Consider the following 19937-nt stretch of genomic DNA (forward strand, 5'->3'; position numbering starts at 1 on the left):
CCCGGTGGCCCCAGGAGTCGGTAGCGTGAAGCGATGAGCGAGCTGACGACCGACGCGCCCTTCGGCGCCGCAGCCGACTATGCGGCCGGCTACCCGGCGGACCGCATGGCCGACTACGACGACATGGACGACATGTACGCAGGAGCGCCTCCGCTGCAGTACCGCTTCGACGGACCGGAGAGCGCCCCGGTGATCGTGCTCGGCCCCGCCCTGGGCGCGACCTGGCACATGTGGGACCGGCAACTGCCGATGCTCACCACCGACTGGCGGGTGCTGCGCTACGAGCTGCCCGGGCACGGCGGCGCGCCCGCCGAGCCCGCGTCGTCCGTGGACGACCTGGCGCGGCGGCTGCTCGCCGTCCTCGACGACGAGGGCATCGACACCTTCGGCTACGCCGGCTGCGCGCTCGGCGCGGCCATCGGCGCCCGGCTGGCGCTGCTGCGGCCCGACCGGGTCGCCGCGCTCGCCCTGGTGTCGGCCGCCGCCCGCTTCGGCAGCGCCGACACCTGGCGGCAGCGCGGTGTCGTGGTCCGCGCCAACGGCCTGGACCGCACCGCGCAGACCGGCCCCAAGCGCTGGTTCACCGACGCCTTCCTGGCCACCCAGCCGGCGATCACCGAGTGGGCCGTGCAGATGGTCGCCAGCACCGACCCGGCCTGCTACGTGGCCGCGTGCGAGGCGCTCGCCGCCTTCGACATCCGCGACTCGCTCGGCAGCATAGGAGTGCCCACCCTGGTGGTGGCCGGCGCCGACGACACCGAGACACCGCCCGCCGACGCCCGGCTGCTGGTCGCCGGCATCCCCGACGCGCGGCTCGCCGTGGTGCCCGCCACCGGCCACCTGGCGCCGGTCGAGGAGCCCACAGCGGTCGGCGAGCTGCTCGCCACCCACTTCGGCACCGCCTGGCAGGACCACGCCCCCGCCGCGGTGCCGCTGCCCCCGCCGCCGGTCTCGCCGGTGCCGCCCGCCCGGCTGCCGGCGTCGGTGCCGCCCGACCGGCTCGCCGAGGGCACCCGCATCCGCGGCGAGGTCATCGGCGGCAGCGCGGCCACCGACCGGCCGCTGGCGCCCGCGGGCGACGGCTTCGGCAGCGGCTTCGACGCCTTCGCGACCCGCTACTCGTGGGGCGAGATATGGTCCAGGCCCGGTCTCGACCGGCGGACCAGGGCCTGCGTCACGCTCACCGCACTGACCGCGACCGGCCAGCTCGCGGAACTGGCCGACCACGTCAGGGGTGCGCTGCGGATCGGCCTGAGCCCGGCCGAGATCGAGGAGGTGCTGATGCACACCGCGGTCTACTGCGGGCTGCCCGCCGCACGCGCCGCACTGGCAGCGGCACGCACCGTGGTCGAGCAGGAGACCGGCGCGCAACCGTAGCAGGATGGGATACGGGCGCCGCCGCCCTGCGCGGCGCCGCAGGAAGCCACGACCCCGGGGGTGCGTACGCGCTCCCGGGTACCGAGAGTCCGACCGACGCGTACCGGCGAGGGTGGAATCCAGTGAAGCTGACCAAGAAACGTCACTCCTGCGTCCGGATGGAGAAGGACGGGCTCACGCTCGTCATCGACCCGGGTGTCTTCAGCGAGCAGGACGCGGCGGCCGGCGCCGACGTCATCCTGGTCACCCACGAGCACCCCGACCACTTCGACCCCGGCCGGCTGCGGGCCGCCCTCGACGCCGACCCGGCGGCCGAGCTGTGGACGCTGGCCAGCGTCGCCGACCAGCTCGCCGCGGCCTTCCCCGGCCGGGTGCACACCGTCGGCCACGGCGACACCTTCACCGCCGCCGGCTTCGACGTCCAGGTGCACGGCGAGCTGCACGCCGTGATCCACCCCGACCTGCCGCGGATCACCAACGTCGGATACCTGGTGGACGGCGCGGTCTTCCACCCCGGCGACGCCCTCACCGTGCCCGGCTACCCGGTCGACACGCTGCTGCTGCCGGTGATGGCGCCCTGGAACAAGATCTCCGAGGTCATCGACTACGTGCGTGAGGTCAAGCCGCGGCGGTCCGTCGACATCCACGACGCGCTGCTGACCGACCTGGCCCGGCCGCTGTACGACACCCAGCTGACCAATCTCAGCGGCGCCGACCACCTGCGGCTCGCGCCGGGCGACGGCACCGCGACCTGACCGACCAGGGCGTACGGTCCGTTGTCGTACCCAGCCGCTAGGTTGGTGGGTATGCGCATCGCGACCTGGAACATCAACTCGATCACTGCCCGGCTGCCCCGGCTGCTCGGCTGGCTGGAGAGCAGCGGCACGGACGTCGTGTGCGTCCAGGAGACCAAGTGCAGCGACGAGCAGTTCCCCTACGACGAGCTGCGCGAGCTGGGGTACGAGGCGGCGGTCAACGCCGACGGGCGGTGGAACGGGGTCGCGCTGATCTCCCGGGTGGGCCTGGCCGACGTGGTCAAGGGCCTGCCCGGCGGCCCCGCCTACGAGGGGGTGCAGGAGCCGCGGGCGGTGTCGGCGACCTGCGGCGGCAAGGTCCGGCTCTGGTCGGTCTACGTGCCCAACGGCCGTGAGGTCGGCCACCCGCACTACGCGTACAAGCTCCAGTGGTTCGAGGCGCTGCGCGCCGCGGTGGCCGACAACGCGGCGGGCGAGCTGCCGTTCGCGGTCCTCGGCGACTACAACGTGGCACCGGCCGACGAGGACGTCTGGGACCTCTCGGCCTTCGAGGGCCAGACGCATGTCACCGCCCCCGAGCGCGAGGCGCTGGCCGCGCTGCGCGGCACCGGCCTGACCGACGTGGTGCCGCGCCCGCTGAAGTACGACCACCCGTTCACCTACTGGGACTACCGCCAGCTGGGATTCCCCAAGAACCGCGGCATGCGCATCGACCTGGTCTACGGCAACGGGCCGTTCGCCAAGGCGGTCTCCGACGCGTACGTGGACCGCGAGGAGCGCAAGGGCAAGGGCGCCTCCGACCACGCCCCGGTCGTGGTCGACCTCGACGTCTGACACCCGGCGCCCCGCGCCGCGCGCCTGGTGCCGCGGCGCAGCGCGCGGTGCGACGCTGGGGGGATGGACATCCCGCTGATCGGCCAGTGGCGCAAACGGCACGCGGTACCCCGCGGTTTCGCCGTCTTCGGCAACGAGGACCGGCCCGACCCCGCGATGCTGGCCGAACTCCTCGGCGAGTGCCCGCTGCTGCGGGCCAGGGCGGCCGACGACGGGGTGGAGCTCGACGACACCGCCGCCTCCCTGAGCGCCCTGGACCAGCTCGTGCCCAACTGGCGCGACGAGGAGGAGCAGGCGCTCGACCGGCTCGGCAACGACGCGGGCCTCTACCTCGGCACGGTCATCGTCCGTACCGTCCCCGGCGCGCGCTGGCAGGTGTGGCCCAACGGCCGCCCGGTGGTCCGCCTGGCGACCGGCCGCGAGATCGACACCGTCGAAGTCGGCCACGGCTGGGCGGAGAACGGCAGCCCGGAACTGTCACAGGTACTGGCCGAGACAGCGGAGGACTGACGCACGAGCTGTCGCAGTGGGTGGTCGGGGAACGAGGCCGTCCGCGGAGACGGTGAGCAGGAAGGCCGACCGGCAGAGCCGAGGAACGGGCGGCGCGTCCACCAGGTGACGTACCGTCACCCGAAACGGTGGCACGGCCGCCACCAGGGGGGAAGGCCAGGCGTGTCAGGGGCGTGGTCGCCCGGCCGCGGTGCGGCATATGTGCATCATGGCGGCAGACGTTCCCTCGATACAAAACTCACCCCTCAGCCTGGCACCGGAGGCACCACGTGGACTCCCTACAGCAGCTGCCGAACATCGGGGCGGTGCTTGCCGACCGTCTCCGCCGAGCCGGCGTCGACGACGCGGGCGAACTGCGCCGGCTGGGATCGGGCAGGGCCTTCGAGAAGATCCGCCCCGACCTGCCGGACGACGCCCAGACCCACACCCTGCTGGCCCTGGAAGGCGCCCTGCGCGGCATGCGGTGGACCGCCATCCCGCAGACCGAGCGCGACACGCTCGTCCACCGCGTGCTCGGCTGAGCGCCGCGTATGCCGGCGGAACCACTGATCGTCCTGAGCGGGGTCAACAAGCACTTCGGCCGGCTCCACGTGCTCAAGGACATCGACCTGACCGTCGGACGCGGTGAGGTCGTGGTGGTCGTCGGCCCCTCGGGTTCCGGCAAGTCCACCCTGTGCCGGGCGATCAACCGGCTGGAGCCGGTGGAGGCCGGCACCATCACCGTGGACGGGCAGCCGCTGCCCGCCGAGGGCCGCGCACTGGCCCGGCTGCGCGCCGACGTCGGCATGGTCTTCCAGTCCTTCAACCTCTTCGCCCACCGCACCGTGCTCGACAACGTGATGCTCGCGCCGCTGAAGGTCCGCCGCCGCGGCAAGGCCGATGCCCAGCGCAAGGCCCGCGAACTCCTCGACCGGGTCGGCCTGCTGGCGCACGCCGGCAAGCTGCCCGCCCAGCTGTCCGGCGGCCAGCAGCAGCGCGTCGCGATCGCCCGCGCGCTGGCCATGGACCCCAAGGCGATGCTCTTCGACGAGCCGACCTCGGCCCTCGACCCCGAGATGATCAACGAGGTGCTCGAAGTGATGCAGCAGCTCGCCGAGGAGGGCATGACGATGGTCGTGGTCACCCACGAGATGGGCTTCGCCCGCTCCGCCGCGGACCGGATGGTCTTCATGGCGGACGGGCAGATCATCGAGGACCGCGTGCCGGAGGACTTCTTCACCGACCCGCGGACCGACCGCGCCCGCGACTTCCTGTCCAAGATCCTCCACCACTGACCGGGCGCCCCGTGACCCCGATGCGCCGCGGCCCGCGGCCCCGCGGCGCACTCCTGCTCGTACCGGCCGCCCTCGTCCTCGTCCTCGCCCTCGCCTGCGGCTGCGGGCGGCAGGGCAGCCCGCCGGCCAAGGGGCCGCGCCCCGGCGCCCTGCCCGCCTACCGCGTCGACACCGCCTTCTCGCTGCCCTCCTCGCCCACCTGGACCCGCGCCCACCGCCGCGGCCGGCTCGTCGTCGGCGTCAAGGACGACCAGCCGTACCTCGGCGAGCGCGACCCCGCCACGGGGGCGTACTCCGGTTTCGACATCGAGATCGCCAGGATGACGGCCGCCTCGCTCGGCTTCGCCGCCGACGAGATCGGCTTCAAGGCCATCGCGTCGGCCAACCGGGAGACCTCGCTGAGCAACGGGCAGATCGACATGTACGTCGGCACGTACACCATCAACGCGCTGCGCAAACGGCAGGTGGGCTTCGCCGGCCCCTACTACCTGGCGGGGCAGGGCCTGCTGGTGCGCACCGGCGAGCACGACATCACCGGGCCGCAGGACCTCAAGGGCAAGAAGGTCTGCTCGGCCGCCGGCTCCAGCTCGATCCAGCGCATCGAGGCCGACTACCCCGACGCCACCCCGGTCACCTACGACACCTACTCGGTGTGCGTGGACAACCTGCTCACCTACCAGGTCGACGCGGTGACCACCGACGACTCGATCCTGCTGGGCTACGCCGCCAAGGCACCCGAGGAGATGAAGGTGGTCGGCAAGCCCTTCTCGCAGGAGCCCTACGGGATCGGCGTGTCCAAGGGCGACACCGCGCTGCGGCTCGCGCTGGACGGCGCCATCGTCGCCCACGAGCGCGACGGCGACTGGAAGCGGGCCTACGACGCCACCCTCGGCCTGTCGGGGGTGCCCGCGCCCACCCCGCCGCCGGTCGACCGCTACTGACGGGAGCGACGTGTGAACGTGCTGACGCAGAACTTCTCGCTCTACGGGAAGGGCCTGTGGGGCACCGTCCAGCTCACCCTGCTCGCCGGCGCCCTCGCGCTGGCCGTCGGGGTGCTGATCGCCGGCTTCCGGGTCTCCCCGGTCAAGGCGCTGCGGGTGTTCGGCACCGCGTGGGTGACCGTGCTCCGCAACACCCCGCTGACCCTGCTGTTCTTCGCGGTGCTGCTCGGCCTGCCGCGCTTCGGCGTCGTGCTGCCCTTCATGGTCTTCGCGGTGCTGGCGCTCGGCGCGTACACCTCGGCCTTCGTCTGCGAGGCGGTGCGGGCCGGCATCAACACCGTGCCGCTCGGCCAGGGCGAGGCTGCCAGGAGCCTGGGGATGTCCTTCACCCAGACCCTGTCGCTGGTGGTGCTGCCGCAGGCCGCCCGCTCGGTGATCCCGCCGATCGGCTCGACGCTGATCGCGCTGGCGAAGAACTCCGCGATCGCCGGCTCCTTCTCGGTCGACGAACTGCTCGGCACCTACAAGCCCCTCAACGAACTGGGCTACAGCATCGTGTGGACCTTCGTGTGGATCGCGGTGGGCTACCTCATCGTCACCCTCAGCCTGGCCGGCGTCTTCGCCCTGCTGGAGAGGAAGCTGGGGGTCGCCCGATGACCGCGAGCAGCGCCCTGTACGACATCCCCGGCCCCCGGGCGCTGGCCAGGCACCGGCTGTACGCGTGGATCACCAGCGCGGTGCTGGCCCTGCTGGTGGCGTTCGTCGTCTACAAGCTGGTGGACACCGGGCAGTTCTCCGCCGTCAAATGGCGGCCCTTCACCTACGAGGGCATCCAGCGGCTGCTGCTGAAGGGGCTGGCGAACACCCTCAGGGCCTTCGGCTGGGCCGCGCTCGCCTCGCTGGTCTTCGGGGTGGTCTTCGCCGCCGGGCGGCTGTCCGACCACCGGGTGCTGCGCTGGGCGAGCACGCTGGTGGTGGAGTTCTTCCGGGCGATGCCGCTGCTGGTGATGATCTTCTTCATCTTCATCGCGCTCAAGCTGGACCCGCTGCTCGCCCTGATCATCGGCCTGACCCTCTACAACGGCTCGGTGCTCGCCGAGGTCTTCCGCGCCGGGGTCAACGCGGTGCCGCGCGGCCAGCGCGAGGCGGCCTACGCGCTGGGCATGCGCAAGACCCAGGTCATGACGTACGTGCTGGTGCCGCAGGCGGCCAGGGCGATGCTGCCGGCGATCATCAGCCAGCTGGTGGTGGCTCTCAAGGACACCTCGCTGGGCTACCTCATCACCTACCAGGAGTTCCTCTACTCGGGGAAGCTCATCGCCACCAACCTGGACTACGACCTGCCGTTCATCCCGGTGGTGATGGTGATCGCCCCCGTCTACATCGGCATGTGCATGCTGCTGTCCTGGTCCGCCAACCGGATCGCCCGGCACGAGCGGCGCAGCCCCAGGACCAAGGGCACCGAGGTCACGACGCAGCTGCCCGACGAGATCTGAGCGTCCTCGACCGCAGGTGAGGGGCAGGTGGGGCGGAATTCCGGTTTGTCCTGCCCGCGGCCGGGCAGCCGCACCGTTGGGACGGATCGACCCTGCGAGGAAAGAGACGGTGCCATGAACGACACGATCACCCACACCCCCCTCATGAGCGACACCGACCTCGCCGAGCTGGCGCAGCAGCTTCGAGTGGACTCCGTCCGGGCGGCCGCGGCGGCCGGCTCAGGCCACCCCACGTCCTCGATGTCCGCCGCCGACCTGATGGCCGTCCTGCTCGCCCGGCACCTGTCCTACGACTTCGACCGGCCCGACAACCCCGGCAACGACCACCTGATCTTCTCCAAGGGACACGCGTCCCCGCTGCTGTACTCCGCCTACAAGGCGGTCGGCGCCATCACCGACGACGAGCTGCTGACCTTCCGCAAACTCGGCAGTCGCATGGAGGGCCACCCCACCCCCCGGCTGCCCTGGGTCGACGTGGCCACCGGGTCGCTGGGCCAGGGCCTGCCCATCGGCGTCGGCGTCGCCCTCGCCGGCAGCCGCCTCGACCGCCTGCCGTACCGCACCTGGGTGCTGTGCGGGGACAGCGAGATGGCCGAGGGCTCGCTGTGGGAGGCCTTCGAGCACGCCGGCATCGAGGGCCTCGACCACCTCACCGCGATCATCGACGTCAACCGGCTCGGCCAGCGCGGCCCCACCCGGCACGGCTGGGATCTGGACGCCTACGCCCGCAGGATCCGCGCCTTCGGCTGGCACACCGTGGAGATCGACGGCCACGACATCGCCGCGATCGACGAGGCCATGACGTCCGCAGAGAACACCCGCGGCGCCCCCACCGCGATCATCGCCCGTACCCGCAAGGGCAAGGGCGCCACCGAGGTCGAGGACAAGGAGGGCAAGCACGGCAAGCCGCTGTCCGACCCGGCGGCGGCCATCCGCGAGCTCGGCGGCCTGCGCGACCTGCGGGTCGAGGTCCAGCGGCCGCCGGACGCCGAGCCGGCCGCCCGCGGCGGCGGCGACCCGCACACCTCGCTGCCGCGCTACGCCACCGGCGGCGACCCGGTGGCCACCCGCACCGCCTTCGGCGAGACGCTGGCCGCGCTCGGCTCGCTGCACGACGACGTCGTGGTCCTCGACGGCGAGGTCGGCGACTCCACCAAGGCCCAGCTCTTCGCCGCCGACCACGCCGAGCGCTACTTCGAGTGCTACATCGCGGAGCAGCAGATGATCGCCGCGGCCGTCGGCATCGGGGTGCGCGGCTGGACCGCCTACGCCTGCACCTTCGCGGCCTTCCTGACCCGCGCCCACGACTTCCTGCGGATGGCCGCGATCAGCCGCTCCACGATCAACGTGGTCGGCACCCACGCGGGCGTCGCGATCGGCGAGGACGGCCCGTCCCAGATGGCGCTGGAGGACCTGGCGATGATGCGGGCCGTCCACGGCACCACCGTGCTCTACCCCTGCGACGCCAACCAGACCGTCCAGCTGGTCACCGCCATGGCCGACCGCCCCGGCATCAGCTATCTGCGGGCCACCCGCGGCGAAAGCCCGGTGATCTACGGCCCCGGCGACGCCTTCCCGGTCGGCGGCAGCAAGGTGCTGCGCTCGCACCCCGACGACCAGGTCACCCTGATCGGCGCCGGCGTCACCGTCCACCAGGCGCTCGCCGCCGCCGACCAGCTGGTCGCCGACGGCGTCCGCGCCCGGGTCATCGACCTGTACTCGGTCAAGCCGGTCGACACCCAGACGCTGCGCACGGCGGCCGAGGAGACCGGGCGGTTCGTGATCGTCGAGGACCACCACCCCGAGGGCGGCCTCGCCGACGCGGTCATGGAGTCCTTCGGCAACGGCCACCCCGCCCCCCGGCACACCCGGCTCGCCGTCCACACCATGCCCGGCTCCGCGACGCCCGCCCAGCAGCTCGACGCGGCCGGCATCAGCGCCCCCGCCATCGCGGCCGCCGCCCGCAAGCTCGCCGCGACCTGAGCCCCCCCGCAGCCGCGCGCGTACGCCCGGTACCGCGCCGGCCGTCCTCGAACACCCGTACCCGAAAGGAAAGTGACGCCCGAGTAGCTTGGCGGCCTCCCGCCCATTGACACCGACCCCTGCTGCCCTGAGCCTTGATCGACGTCAGAGTCGACGCAGGGGAGGGGCCGCATGGCCGCCAGGTTTGGCATGGGCAGCAGCAGCGCGGACACGGGCGTGGAGGAGGCGGCGCCGCAGCGGACCGCACCGCTGCGGCGCAGGGCGGTAGGACTGGGCGCCGCGGCCCTGAGCGGCGCCCTCGCACTGACCGCGGCGGCCGTCACCCCGGCCGCCGCCCACTCCGGCGGGCAGCAGGGCGCGGGGCACGGCAGGCCGGCCGTCCACTACGTGGCGCTCGGCGACTCCTACACCTCGGGACCCGCGATACCCACCCAGGTCGACGCGAACTGCGCCAGGTCGAACCAGAACTACCCGTCGCTGGTCGCCGCCGCCGGGCAGTACGCGAGCTTCACCGACGTCAGCTGCGGCGGCGCCACCACCGCGCAGATGTGGCAGGCGCAGGGCACCAACGGCCCGCAGCTGGACGCCGTCAAGGCGGACACCACCCTGGTCACCCTGCAGATCGGCGGTAACGACGTCGGCTTCGGCTCGATCATCGCCACCTGCGCGGGCCTGAGCGTCACCGACCCCGCGGGCAGCCCCTGCGAGCAGCACTACCGGGCGAGCGGCATCGACCAGCTCACCGTCAACGTCGTCAAGACCGCGCCGAAGGTCGCCCAGGTGCTGCGGGACGTCCACCGCAGGGCCCCGCACGCCCGGGTCGTCGTGGTCGGCTACCCCGACCTGCTCCCCGACGACGGCGTCGGCTGCTTCCCCGCCGTGCCCTTCGCGGCCGGCGACTTCCCGTACCTGCGGGACACCGAGAAGCAGCTCAACGCCATGCTGCGGATCGAGGCGCTCTTCGGCGGCGCCGAGTACGTCGACACCTACCGGCCGACTGTGGGCCACGACATGTGCAAGGCGCCCGCCGACCGCTGGATCGAGCCGCTGGCGCCCGCCTCGCCCGCCGCCCCCGCCCACCCCAACGCCAAGGGCGAGCAGGTGATGGCGCAGGCCGTGGCGTCCCGGGTCGGCGACCCCGGCCGCCGCCGCTGACCTGCCCCCGCGGGGCCCGAGCCAGTCCTCGCAGGTAAGGCGACCCTGAGTCGCGGGCGCGCGCGGCGTCATGGATCATCGATTCATGCCGGTCCTGATAGCCGCGTGCGCCTTCGCGATGACCCTCGTCGGCGGAGTCGTCGCCCAGCACATCGGGGACCGCCGCCACCTCGTCCTCGGACTCGCCGCCGGGCTGATGCTCGGTGTCGTCGGTTTCGATCTGCTGCCCGAGGCGCTGGAGACCCAGCCGAGGGTGGTCTTCGGGGTGCCCGCGGCCCTGCTGATGTTCGTCGCCGGCTTCCTCGCGCTGCACATCATCGAGCGCTCGGTGGCCATCCACCGCGCCCACGAGGGCGAGTACGCGCCGCACGCGCACGGCCACGGGCACGCCCACGACCCGGTCAAGGGCATCGGCATCACCGCGGCCGCGGCCCTGGTCGGCCACAGCGTCATGGACGGCTTCGCGATCGGCGCCGCCTTCCAGGCCGGCAGCACCGTCGGCATCGTGGTCGCCATCGCCGTCGTCGCCCACGACTTCGCCGACGGCTTCAACACGTACACGATCACCCGGATGTACGGGAACGGGCAGCGCCGGGCGCAACTGCTGCTCGGCGCCGACGCGATCGCCCCGGTGGCCGGTGCGGCCGTCACGCTGGCCTTCACCATCCCGTCCGGGGCGCTCGGCCTCTACCTGGGGTTCTTCGCAGGCTTCCTGCTCTACCTGGCGACCTCCGACATCCTCCCGGAGGCGCACAGCCCGCACCCGTCCAGCTCCACGCTGCTGTGCACGGTCGCCGGCACCGGCATCATGTGGCTGGTGATCGGTCTCGCTGACTGAACTTCTTGGACGTCGCGGCGGCCTGCTTGGTGACGTCGGACACCAGCTCCACCACGTCCGAGCCGTACGCCTGGGAGTTCACCACCCGCAGCAGCAGGCAGAAGGTCGAGTCCACCCCGTGCTTGCGGGCCAGCCGCACGTGGTGCCGGGCCAGATACCGGACGGCCGCCTGGTTGGCGATACCGCGCTGGCCCGATGACAGGAAGACCGGGCGGTCGTTGCCCGTGTCGCCGGCCGACGCCAGCCGGGCCAGCAGGACGTACTCGACGGCGCCCTTCTCCAGCTTGTACGTCTCGCCGCCGACGGTTATCGCGCCCTGCTCGGGACCGGGAGCCGGATCGACGTTGATCTCGACGCCCGGCAGCATCGACCGCAGATGCGCCCCGAGCCGCAGGTTCTCCGCCGGGCCGCCGATGCAGAACTCGGTGCGTGCGCCGAAGCCCTGCCAGGCGGTGTCGTGCGCGAGCACCTCCGCGTGCGCCCCGCACTCCTTGATCACCGCGGCCAGCTCCAGCAGCGCGAAGGCGTCGTGCCGCGCCACGCTCCAGCCGCGCGAACCCGGGTCGCGCGGCACCACCAGCAGGCACTCGGAGTCCTTCGGCAGCCCGAAGAAGCGCTGCTTGCGTTCCAGCCGGCGGCGCCACAGATAGCTGCGGGCGAACCAGCCGAGCGCCACGCAGACGGCGGCAGCGGCCAGGCCAAGGACGAGATTGCGGAGGTCGTCGCTCATGGCGCGGCATCGTAGCGGTGTTCGAGCGGTGCCGACTACGGTGCGGCCCGCGCCCGGCCGCCCCGGTGCCGCGCCTCGACGCCCCGGTCAGGCCGGGAGCAGCCCCAGGATGTCCGCGGTGCTGCCCGTCTCGCCGAGCCGCGGGAAGATCGTCCCGACGGAGCGCTCGTGGGCGGCGGCGTCGGTGTCGGTCACCGCGTCGGTGGCCACCGTGACGTGGTAGCCGTGCTCGTAGGCGTCACGGGCGGTGGACTCCACGCCGATGCTGGTGGAGATCCCGCACAGCACGATCTGGGTGACCCCGCGGCGGCGCAGCTCCATGTCGAGCCCGGTGCCGTAGAAGGCGCCCCACTGCTGCTTCGAGACGGTGATGTCCGACGGCTGCCGGTCCAGCTCGCCGACCAGGTCGGCCCAGCCCTCGGGGAAGGTGACGGCGCCGCCGGGGCCGCCGTCGGTACGGCCGGGCGCCACACCGGTGACGTTCACCAGCACCACCGGCAGCCCCGCCTTGCGGAAGGCGGCGGCCAGCTGCGCGCTGCGGGCGACGACCTCGTCGGCCGGGTGGGCGGTGGGCAGCGCGACGATGCCGCTCTGGAGGTCGATGACGACCAGCGCGGTACGGGGGTCGAGGGTGGTGGCGCTCATTGCGGGACATCTCCTGTGGGGTCACTGTGGTGCGGATTGCCGTGCTGCGGGTCGCTGTGGCCCACCAGGCGGTGGAGCAGCGGGAGGGCGGCAGCCAGGGTGCGGTGCTCGTCCGGGGTCAGCCGGGTGTCGATCGCCTCGGCCAGCCAGCCGCGGCGGGCCGCCCGGCCGGAGCCCAGCAGCTCCGTGCCGGCGGCGGTCAGCGAGAAGACCACCTGCCGGCCGTCGGTGGGGTGCGGGGTGCGGGCGACGAGGCCGCGCTCCTCAAGGGCGGCCAGCGTCATCCGCATCGACTGCGGCCTGACCAGCTCGCTGCGGGCGAGCGTGGCCGTTGTCGCGGGACCCTGCCGCCCCAGCCGGCCCATCACCGACTGCTGCGAGGGGGTCAGCTCGGCCTCCGCGGACGCCGCCCGCAGCCGCCGGCCCAGCTGGGCGACCAGCGTGGTCAGCTCGTCTGCGGTGCGTACGCGGTCGGCTCTCGGCATACCCCCACCGTAGAAGTCGGGCAGGAAAACTTGCAAGTTTGCCTGTCGAGTCGGTGGCGGATCCTGTCACCGCCGGAAAACATTCCGTAGCAGCGCCGTAACGCAACGGGTGTCGAATGCCGGACGGACGGGGGCCCGGCCCGCGGCGGAGGAGGGTTTGGTGACGGCGGACTTTGCGAACTACTTCCGGTCCCTGGTGGCGGCGCTAGGCGAACGCCCCGGCTGGTACGGGCTGTACGCCGCCCGCGACCCCGAGGCCGGGCGGGGGATACCGCCCTGGGACGTGGTCAGGACCGTGCTGCGCGACCTCGCGGTCAACGCGGGTGTCGAGGACGTCGACCCGGCCGAGGCGGGGCGGGCGTACGCGCTGTACCGCGCCGCGCTCGCGGCTGAGGACGCGGAGCCGGGCGCGGAGGTCCGGCTGAGCTCCCGGCTGGCCGCGGCCGAGGAGGCCCGCGAGTCCGCCATGACCCGCGCCCGCGAGGCCGCCCGCGCCTACGCCCACCACTCCACCCCCGCCCGCGCCCAGGCCCTGTCCTGGACCCGCGACGACCTGACCCGCGCCACCACCCGCTGCAAGGAGCTCCACGACCGCCTCACCACGCTCCCGGGCGCGCGGCCCGTGCCGCCGAGCGGGACGGCTACGCCCGTGCCCGAGCCCGGGGGGCCGGTCGCGCCGCGGGGCGCGCGGTTCGCCGGGGCGCCCCAGCAGGCCGCGGAGCCCGCGCGCGCGGTCGTCGATCCGCGGTGGGTCGCGGAGGCGCGCCAGGAGGCAGCGAGGCTCGGCCGGCTCCGGCAGACGGGGGAGAGCGGTGCCGCCTACCTCGTGCTGTGCGCGGCGGCGGAAGGGCCGGCGGAGCGTATCCCGTACGTCGTAAGGGAGCTGGAGCGGACCGGACTGGCCGCGGACGTGGCGACGCTGCTCTGGGAGATCGCGGCGCTCCCGCCGCAGGCGGTCGCCGAGGCGGTGGCCGCGCTTGCGGCGGACGGGCGGGCCGAGGACTCGCGGACCCTCCTCCACCAGGTCGCGGCCCGTGCGGCGGGAGATGTGGCGCTGGTCGCCGACCTCCTGCACGGCGCGGGACTCGGCGCCGAGGCCGGCGAACTCCTCGAAACCGTCGCCCGCGCCCGCACCGCCGACGCCGCAGCCGCGGTGGCCCGCGCCCGCCCGGCCCTCACCGCCGCCCTCCTGGCCGCAGCCGCCCGCGTCTCCCCACCCTGCCACCGCGACCTGGCAGCAGCCCTCACCCGCCCCTGACCCGCAACGGGTGCGCTCAGCAGGCATCGCGACGCGAGGGGGCAGCTCCGCCAGGGGCGCGGGGAACTGCCCGCAAAGCCACGACGGCGGGGCCGGCAAGCGTCGCCACAGCAAGTGGCACCCCCCCCTCAGGCCCGCGGCACATCCATCTCGTCGAAGCGGGTTTCGGCGAAGACGAAAGCCGCCCGGCTGACGCCGAACGGCTCCTGGAAGGGATGGTTGAGCTGGGCCGCGAGGACGATGGCGAAGGCGACCGCGGCGCCCGCGAAGGAGACCGCGACGAGGTGCCGCGCCGTCGCCGTGACGCCGAGGACCGCGGGGAAGGCGATCAGGAAGGCCCCGGCGACGACCATCGCCAGCCAGACGACCCGCGGTATCCCCGCCTTGACCGCGGCGGCGCGGTCGGAACGCGCCTCGTACACGGTCGCCAGCGCCGACTGCGCGGCCGCCTTCGCCGTCTGCTGCTCGGGCCTCATCGCGACCGCCCCCCGGACGGCGGCCCGTACCCGGTCGAGCGCCAGCCAGGCCGCCGCACTGGTGCGCCCGTGCGCAAGCTCGGGGAATTCCGCGGTGCGCACGTCGACGGTGTACTGCCGCAGCAGCCCGCGTACGGCCGTGCGGTCCGCGGTGGCGAGGCCGCCCGCGGCCCAGTACGTATCGGTCAGCGCACGCGCCTCGTCGTACGTACCGCCCCGCGCACTGCTGAGCGCCGACCAGCTGCCGGCCACCTGGAAGCCGGTCAGCAGGATGAAGGAGCTGAGCAGCACCGCACCGATGAGGCTCAGGGCCTGCCCGCCGACCTCCCCGTCCGCCGTGTCGCGGACTCTTCCGAGGAAGCGGCCGAGGCAGAAGGCGAAGGCGGCCCCGCCGAGGGTGGACACGACGGAGACGAGATAAGGGGACATGGAACTCCCAGGGGTTGCGAGCGAGGGGCAGGCGGCCGTCAGTGCCGGCGCCGGATGTGGCGGTACGGGAGGGCCGCGAGCAGCGCGGGCAGCAGGACGACCGCCATCGTCATCAGCCACCAGCGCGAGGTGTCGCCCGGACCTTGTCCGTACGGCTCGCCGGCGAGCGGCGGCGGCCCGTACCCGGCGGTGGGGCCGGAGCCCGGCAGGCTCGGGCGCGGCGACGTCCGCGCGGGGGAGGAGGCGGACGGGACCGGCGCCGCGGGGGCCGCACCCGGCGTCCGAACCGCTGCCTCGGCCGGCGCGGGTGCTGTCGCCCTGGGACCGGCGGACGCCGGGGGCACCGCAGGAGCCGACGACGTCCCCGTGACCGGCGCAGTCGCGGGCGGAGTCACCGCAGGCGCCCCCGGTGTGGTCGGCGCCTCCGTCACCGGAGGCGTCGCGGGCGGAGTCACCGGCGGCGCCCCCGGAGCCCCGCACGAACCCCCCGTCCGCACCGTCACCCGCCCCTGCGGCAGCAGCAGCGGGGCGGTCAGCCGCAGAACCTCCGTGACATGCCCGTCGCTGCCGCACACCGCCACCGCGATCCCGCAGCCGCCCGCCCGGCCGCAGCCGATGTCCACCGCCACCCCGCCGGACCGCGAGGCCGCCGGAGCCGGGGGCGGCGCGGCCGGCGCGGGTGCGGCGAGCAGCACCACCGCAGGCGCGGCCAGCACGGCGGCGGCCAGCCCCGCCCGCGCACGACGTACGACTTTCACGATCAGTACGGTAAATGCGCATATCCCACCCGCTCAGCCGAACGGCGGACTATGGCGCGAAGTGCTCCCCGGCCCCCGGCCGCCGTTCGATTCGGCCGCCCGCCGCGGTCCTGCCGCGTCGGGGCGCGTCCTTCGAACGCCGCGCGCGCCCCCGCCGGCGCCGTGAGCTGCTTCAAGCCACCGTGCCGGTCGCAGTGCGCCGTATGGGTCGGCCGCGCGCGAAACAGGGGTGACGTCAGGCGGTAACGGCGGGGGCCTTGTCAGAGTGGGGCGAGGGATTTACGTTCGTCGGACGGCGGGGATCTACGTGCGTAGAACCGGCGTGACGTCGCGTCAGAGGAGCTGCTGCCATGAGCAATGTCGTGCGTGCCGCGCTGGTCCAGGCGACCTGGACCGGCGACACCGAGACGATGATCGCCAAGCATGAGGAACACGCCAGGGCCGCCGCCGCGCAGGGTGCGAAGGTGATCGGCTTCCAGGAGGTCTTCAACGCCCCCTACTTCTGCCAGGTGCAGGAGGCCGAGCACTACCGCTGGGCGGAACCGGTGCCGGACGGGCCGACGGTACAGCGAATGCGCGAACTCGCCCGCGAGACGGGCATGGTGATGGTCGTGCCGGTCTTCGAGATCGAGCAGCCGGGCGTCTACTTCAACACCGCCGCGGTCATCGACGCCGACGGCAGCTACCTCGGCAAGTACCGCAAGCACCACATCCCGCAGGTGAACGGCTTCTGGGAGAAGTACTACTTCAAACCCGGCAACCTCGGCTGGCCGGTCTTCGACACCGCGGTCGGCCGGATCGGCGTCTACATCTGCTACGACCGGCACTTCCCCGAGGGCTGGCGCGCGCTCGGCCTGGCGGGCGCCCAGCTCGTGTACAACCCCAGCGCCACCAGCCGCGGCCTGTCGGCGTACCTGTGGCAGCTGGAGCAGCCGGCCGCCGCCGTCGCCAACGAGTACTTCGTCGCCGCGATCAACCGGGTCGGCCGCGAGGAGTACGGCGCCAACGACTTCTACGGCACCAGCTACTTCGTCGACCCGCGCGGGCAGTTCGTGGACGGCACCGCCTCCGACGCGAAGGAGGAACTGCTGGTCCGGGACCTGGACTTCGGCCTGATCGACGAGGTCCGCAACCAGTGGGCCTTCTACCGCGACCGCAGGCCCGACGCCTACGGCGACCTGACGGAGGCCTGAGCCGATGGCGACCGAGACCGCAGGCGCGCACGAGGCGCTGTACGCCAGGCACCGCCAGGTGCTGCCCGAGTGGCTGGCCACGTACTACACGCAGCCGATCGAGCTGACGCACGGCGAGGGCCGGCACGTGTGGGACGCCGAGGGCAACCGCTACCTGGACTTCTTCGGCGGCATCCTCACCACGATGACCGCGCACGCGCTGCCCGAGGTCGCCGCGGCGGTCGCCGGGCAGGCCGGCCGGCTGCTGCACTCCTCGACGCTGTATCTGAGCAGCCAGGCCGTGGAGTTGGCCGAGCGGATCGCCCGGTTGTCGGGCATCCCCGACGCCCGGGTCTTCTTCACCACCTCCGGTACCGAGGCCAACGACACGGCGCTGCTGCTGGCGACGTCGTACCGCCGCTCCAACCAGATCCTGGCGCTGCGCAACAGCTACCACGGCCGGTCCTTCAGTGCGATCGGCATCACCGGCAACTCGGCCTGGTCGCCGACCAGCCTGTCCCCGCTGCAGACCCTCTACGTGCACGGCGGGGTGCGCAGCCGCGGGCCGTACGCGCACCTGTCGGACGCGCAGTTCATCGCCGCGTGCGTGGCCGACCTGGAGGACGTGCTCGGGCAGGCGGGCGGCACGGTCGCCGCGCTGATCGCCGAACCCGTGCAGGGCGTCGGCGGGTTCACCCTGCCGCCGGACGGGCTGTTCGCGGCCTTCAAGCAGGTGCTCGACCGGCACGGCATCCTGTGGATCACCGACGAGGTGCAGACCGGCTGGGGCCGTACCGGCGAGCACTTCTGGGGCTGGCAGGCGCACGGCAAGGCCGGGCCGCCCGACATCCTCACCTTCGCCAAGGGCATCGGCAACGGCATGTCGATGGGCGGTGTGGTGGCCCGCGCCGAGGTGATGAACTGCCTGACCGCCAACTCGATCTCCACCTTCGGCGGCAGCCCGGTCACCGCCGCGGCGGCACTGGCCAACCTGGGCTACCTCATCGACCACGACCTGCCGGGCAACGCCCGCCGGGTGGGCGGCCTGCTCAAGTCCCGCCTCGACGCCATCGGGGCCGGCCTCGGCGTGGTCCGCGAGGTGCGCGGGCGCGGCCTGATGCTGGGCGTCGAACTCGTCGTACCCGGCACCGACCAGCCCTCGGCGCAGGCCGCCGGCATGGTCCTCGAAGCGGCCAGGGAGCAGGGCCTGCTGATCGGCAAGGGCGGCAGGGCCGGCAACGTGCTGCGGATCGCGCCGCCGCTGTCGCTGACCGTCGCCGAGGCCGAGGAGGGCGCGGCCGCGCTCGAATCGGCGCTGAAGGCGGCGCAGACCGCACTGGAGAGCCCGAGCGGCACGGCCACGGGAGGCGTCACCGTATGAGCACCGGCACCCGTACCGTCATCCGCGGCGGCCTGGTCGTCACCGCCGCCGACGAGATGCACGCCGACGTCCTGATCGAGGGCGGCAGGATCGCCGCGCTCGCCGCCCACGACAGCGACACCGCGGCCGGCTGGACCGCGGGCACCGTCATCGACGCGACGGGGAAGTACGTCATCCCCGGCGGTGTCGACGCGCACACCCACATGCAGATGCCCTTCGGCGGCACCACCGCAGCCGACACCTTCGAGACCGGCACCAGGGCCGCCGCCTGGGGCGGCACCACCACCATCGTGGACTTCGCGATCCAAAGCATGGGCTCCTCGCTGCGGGCCGGACTCGACGCCTGGCACGCCAAGGCCGACGCCCAGTGCGCGATCGACTACGGCTTCCACATGATCGTCGCCGACGTCAACGACAAGACGCTCGCCGAGATGGACACCCTGGTCGAGGAGGGCGTCACCAGCTTCAAGATGTTCATGGCCTACCCGGGCGTCTTCTACAGCGACGACGGGCAGATCCTGCGCGCCATGCAGCGCGCCTCGGGCAACGGCGGCCTGGTGATGATGCACGCGGAGAACGGCATCGCCATCGACGTCCTGGTGCAGCAGGCGCTCGCCGCGGGGCGCACCGACCCCCGCTACCACGGCGAGGTGCGGCACGCGCTGCTGGAGGCCGAGGCCACCCACCGCGCCATCCAGCTCGCCCGGGTCGCCGGGTCCCCGCTCTACGTCGTGCACGTCTCCGCCGAGCAGGCCGTCGCGGAGCTGACCGCGGCCCGCGACCTGGGCCTGCCGGTCTTCGGCGAGACCTGCCCGCAGTACCTGTTCCTGTCCACCGACAACCTGGCGGAGCCGGACTTCGAGGGCGCCAAGTACGTGTGCAGTACGCCGCTGCGCCCGCGCGAGCACCAGGCCGCGCTGTGGCGCGGGCTGCGCACCGACGACCTCCAGGTGGTCTCCACCGACCACTGCCCGTTCTGCTTCTCCGGGCAGAAGGAGATGGGCAGGGGCGACTTCTCGAAGATCCCCAACGGCATGCCGGGGGTGGAGAACCGGATGGACCTGCTCCACCAGGCCGTGGTCGACGGCCACATCACCCGCCGCCGCTGGATCGACATCGCCTGCGCCGCCCCCGCCCGGATGTTCGGCCTCTACCCGCGCAAGGGCACCATCGCCCCCGGCGCGGACGCCGACGTGGTCGTCTACGACCCGCAGGCCGAGCAGACGGTCTCCGCGAGCACCCACCACATGAACGTCGACTACTCCGCCTACGAGGGCCGCCGGCTCACCGGCCGGGTGGAGACCGTCCTGTCGCGCGGCGTCCCGGTGATCGAACGGCAGGCCTACGTCGGCCGGGCCGGACACGGGCAGTACACCCCGCGCGGCATCTGCCAGTACCTGTGAGCCATCCCGCTGGACCACCCGTCACCCAAGGAGTTGC

21 protein-coding genes are annotated in these 19937 nt (G+C 73.1%); 16 read left to right on the plus strand and 5 right to left on the minus strand.

Translation table 11 applies throughout. The annotated features are described in order from the left end of the window. Window positions 1–33 precede the first annotated feature (33 nt). The 12 genes from pcaDC to NFU81_RS25515 all read left to right on the plus strand — a co-directional run bounded on the left by pcaDC (window position 34) and on the right by NFU81_RS25515 (window position 11163). Entirely contained in the window at window positions 34–1377 is a 1344-nt protein-coding gene (gene pcaDC / locus NFU81_RS25460; protein ID WP_308208323.1) for a bifunctional 3-oxoadipate enol-lactonase/4-carboxymuconolactone decarboxylase PcaDC, read from the plus strand. Between the two features lie 122 nt (window positions 1378–1499). Then, window positions 1500–2132, plus strand: coding sequence for an MBL fold metallo-hydrolase (locus tag NFU81_RS25465; protein WP_251494063.1), 633 nt, complete (start codon window positions 1500–1502; stop codon window positions 2130–2132). A gap of 51 nt (window positions 2133–2183) precedes the next feature. Continuing rightward, entirely contained in the window at window positions 2184–2966 is a 783-nt protein-coding gene (locus NFU81_RS25470) for an exodeoxyribonuclease III (RefSeq protein WP_251494066.1), read from the plus strand. A gap of 63 nt (window positions 2967–3029) precedes the next feature. Continuing rightward, on the plus strand, window positions 3030–3476 hold the full coding sequence (locus tag NFU81_RS25475; protein ID WP_251494069.1) for a DUF6278 family protein: 447 nt from the start codon (window positions 3030–3032) through the stop codon (window positions 3474–3476). Window positions 3477–3745: 269 nt separating this feature from the next. Further along, window positions 3746–3997, plus strand: a complete 252-nt coding sequence (locus NFU81_RS25480; RefSeq protein WP_033175794.1) for a TfoX/Sxy family DNA transformation protein — start codon at window positions 3746–3748, stop codon at window positions 3995–3997. A gap of 9 nt (window positions 3998–4006) precedes the next feature. After that, the gene (locus tag NFU81_RS25485; RefSeq protein WP_251494071.1) at window positions 4007–4750 is read left to right on the plus strand and encodes an amino acid ABC transporter ATP-binding protein; all 744 of its coding nucleotides are present in this window, start codon (window positions 4007–4009) and stop codon (window positions 4748–4750) included. Window positions 4751–4770: 20 nt separating this feature from the next. Next, entirely contained in the window at window positions 4771–5691 is a 921-nt protein-coding gene (locus tag NFU81_RS25490) for a glutamate ABC transporter substrate-binding protein (protein ID WP_251494558.1), read from the plus strand. A 12-nt stretch (window positions 5692–5703) separates the two neighbouring features. Next, on the plus strand, window positions 5704–6348 hold the full coding sequence (locus NFU81_RS25495) for an amino acid ABC transporter permease (RefSeq protein ID WP_251494074.1): 645 nt from the start codon (window positions 5704–5706) through the stop codon (window positions 6346–6348). After that, a complete protein-coding gene (locus NFU81_RS25500; RefSeq protein ID WP_251494077.1) occupies window positions 6345–7187 on the plus strand; it encodes an amino acid ABC transporter permease in 843 nt (280 codons plus the stop codon). The genes NFU81_RS25495 and NFU81_RS25500 overlap by 4 nt, the downstream gene beginning before the upstream one ends. A 144-nt stretch (window positions 7188–7331) precedes the next feature. Next, window positions 7332–9170, plus strand: coding sequence for a transketolase (locus NFU81_RS25505; RefSeq protein ID WP_251494560.1), 1839 nt, complete (start codon window positions 7332–7334; stop codon window positions 9168–9170). A 171-nt stretch (window positions 9171–9341) separates the two neighbouring features. After that, complete coding sequence (locus NFU81_RS25510; RefSeq protein WP_251494080.1) at window positions 9342–10325, plus strand: SGNH/GDSL hydrolase family protein; 984 nt, start codon at window positions 9342–9344, stop codon at window positions 10323–10325. An 85-nt stretch (window positions 10326–10410) separates the two neighbouring features. Beyond that, window positions 10411–11163 carry a ZIP family metal transporter gene (locus tag NFU81_RS25515; RefSeq protein ID WP_251494083.1) on the plus strand — a complete coding sequence of 251 codons (753 nt, stop codon included), beginning with the start codon at window positions 10411–10413 and terminating at the stop codon, window positions 11161–11163. Here NFU81_RS25515 and NFU81_RS25520 read toward each other — a convergent pair. From NFU81_RS25520 to NFU81_RS25530, 3 genes are all read right to left on the minus strand, one after another. Further along, window positions 11132–11893 (minus strand): hypothetical protein, encoded by a 762-nt coding sequence (locus NFU81_RS25520; protein ID WP_251494086.1) that lies wholly within the window; start codon window positions 11891–11893, stop codon window positions 11132–11134. The two genes, NFU81_RS25515 and NFU81_RS25520, sit on opposite strands and share 32 nt — an antisense overlap. Before the next feature lie 87 nt (window positions 11894–11980). Beyond that, entirely contained in the window at window positions 11981–12538 is a 558-nt protein-coding gene (locus NFU81_RS25525; protein WP_251494089.1) for an isochorismatase family protein, read from the minus strand. Next, window positions 12535–13023, minus strand: coding sequence for a MarR family winged helix-turn-helix transcriptional regulator (locus tag NFU81_RS25530; protein WP_251494092.1), 489 nt, complete (start codon window positions 13021–13023; stop codon window positions 12535–12537). Before NFU81_RS25530 ends, NFU81_RS25525 begins: the two co-directional genes overlap by 4 nt. A 160-nt stretch (window positions 13024–13183) precedes the next feature. On the opposite strand from NFU81_RS25530, the gene NFU81_RS25535 reads away from it, so the two are divergent. Further along, window positions 13184–14281 (plus strand): hypothetical protein, encoded by a 1098-nt coding sequence (locus NFU81_RS25535; RefSeq protein ID WP_251494094.1) that lies wholly within the window; start codon window positions 13184–13186, stop codon window positions 14279–14281. Between the two features lie 128 nt (window positions 14282–14409). Here the strand turns inward: NFU81_RS25535 and NFU81_RS25540 are convergent, their stop codons facing one another. Together NFU81_RS25540 and NFU81_RS25545 are read right to left on the minus strand one after the other, a co-directional pair. Beyond that, window positions 14410–15186, minus strand: coding sequence for a bestrophin-like domain (locus NFU81_RS25540; RefSeq protein ID WP_251494097.1), 777 nt, complete (start codon window positions 15184–15186; stop codon window positions 14410–14412). Window positions 15187–15224: 38 nt separating this feature from the next. Beyond that, on the minus strand, window positions 15225–15944 hold the full coding sequence (locus tag NFU81_RS25545) for a hypothetical protein (protein WP_251494100.1): 720 nt from the start codon (window positions 15942–15944) through the stop codon (window positions 15225–15227). Between the two features lie 350 nt (window positions 15945–16294). Between NFU81_RS25545 and NFU81_RS25550 the strand changes: the two genes are divergently transcribed. From NFU81_RS25550 to hydA, 3 genes are read left to right on the plus strand one after another with little or no spacing between them, the layout of a single operon-like run. Further along, window positions 16295–17137 (plus strand): nitrilase-related carbon-nitrogen hydrolase, encoded by an 843-nt coding sequence (locus NFU81_RS25550; RefSeq protein WP_251494102.1) that lies wholly within the window; start codon window positions 16295–16297, stop codon window positions 17135–17137. A 4-nt stretch (window positions 17138–17141) separates the two neighbouring features. Then, on the plus strand, window positions 17142–18497 hold the full coding sequence (locus NFU81_RS25555; protein ID WP_251494104.1) for an aspartate aminotransferase family protein: 1356 nt from the start codon (window positions 17142–17144) through the stop codon (window positions 18495–18497). After that, complete coding sequence (hydA, locus tag NFU81_RS25560) at window positions 18494–19900, plus strand: dihydropyrimidinase (protein ID WP_251494107.1); 1407 nt, start codon at window positions 18494–18496, stop codon at window positions 19898–19900. Before NFU81_RS25555 ends, hydA begins: the two co-directional genes overlap by 4 nt. The last annotated feature ends 37 nt before the right edge of the window (window positions 19901–19937 follow it).

This window comes from Actinacidiphila cocklensis (assembly GCF_907177275.1).
Classification (GTDB): domain Bacteria; phylum Actinomycetota; class Actinomycetes; order Streptomycetales; family Streptomycetaceae; genus Actinacidiphila; species Actinacidiphila cocklensis.

What these genes read in the sequence shown, in the direction of transcription:
- NFU81_RS25530 (WP_251494092.1), bottom strand. Translation starts at nt 13,023, where the DNA reads ATGCCGAGAGCCGACCGCGTACGCACCGCAGACGAGCTGACCACGCTG.
- NFU81_RS25540 (WP_251494097.1), bottom strand. Translation starts at nt 15,186, where the DNA reads ATGTCCCCTTATCTCGTCTCCGTCGTGTCCACCCTCGGCGGGGCCGCC.
- NFU81_RS25555 (WP_251494104.1), top strand. Translation starts at nt 17,142, where the DNA reads ATGGCGACCGAGACCGCAGGCGCGCACGAGGCGCTGTACGCCAGGCAC.
- NFU81_RS25505 (WP_251494560.1), top strand. Translation starts at nt 7,332, where the DNA reads ATGAGCGACACCGACCTCGCCGAGCTGGCGCAGCAGCTTCGAGTGGAC.
- NFU81_RS25520 (WP_251494086.1), bottom strand. Translation starts at nt 11,893, where the DNA reads ATGAGCGACGACCTCCGCAATCTCGTCCTTGGCCTGGCCGCTGCCGCC.
- NFU81_RS25475 (WP_251494069.1), top strand. Translation starts at nt 3,030, where the DNA reads ATGGACATCCCGCTGATCGGCCAGTGGCGCAAACGGCACGCGGTACCC.
- NFU81_RS25485 (WP_251494071.1), top strand. Translation starts at nt 4,007, where the DNA reads ATGCCGGCGGAACCACTGATCGTCCTGAGCGGGGTCAACAAGCACTTC.
- NFU81_RS25490 (WP_251494558.1), top strand. Translation starts at nt 4,771, where the DNA reads ATGCGCCGCGGCCCGCGGCCCCGCGGCGCACTCCTGCTCGTACCGGCC.
- NFU81_RS25500 (WP_251494077.1), top strand. Translation starts at nt 6,345, where the DNA reads ATGACCGCGAGCAGCGCCCTGTACGACATCCCCGGCCCCCGGGCGCTG.
- NFU81_RS25525 (WP_251494089.1), bottom strand. Translation starts at nt 12,538, where the DNA reads ATGAGCGCCACCACCCTCGACCCCCGTACCGCGCTGGTCGTCATCGAC.
- pcaDC (WP_308208323.1), top strand. Translation starts at nt 34, where the DNA reads ATGAGCGAGCTGACGACCGACGCGCCCTTCGGCGCCGCAGCCGACTAT.
- NFU81_RS25510 (WP_251494080.1), top strand. Translation starts at nt 9,342, where the DNA reads ATGGCCGCCAGGTTTGGCATGGGCAGCAGCAGCGCGGACACGGGCGTG.
- NFU81_RS25470 (WP_251494066.1), top strand. Translation starts at nt 2,184, where the DNA reads ATGCGCATCGCGACCTGGAACATCAACTCGATCACTGCCCGGCTGCCC.
- NFU81_RS25550 (WP_251494102.1), top strand. Translation starts at nt 16,295, where the DNA reads ATGAGCAATGTCGTGCGTGCCGCGCTGGTCCAGGCGACCTGGACCGGC.
- hydA (WP_251494107.1), top strand. Translation starts at nt 18,494, where the DNA reads ATGAGCACCGGCACCCGTACCGTCATCCGCGGCGGCCTGGTCGTCACC.
- NFU81_RS25515 (WP_251494083.1), top strand. Translation starts at nt 10,411, where the DNA reads ATGCCGGTCCTGATAGCCGCGTGCGCCTTCGCGATGACCCTCGTCGGC.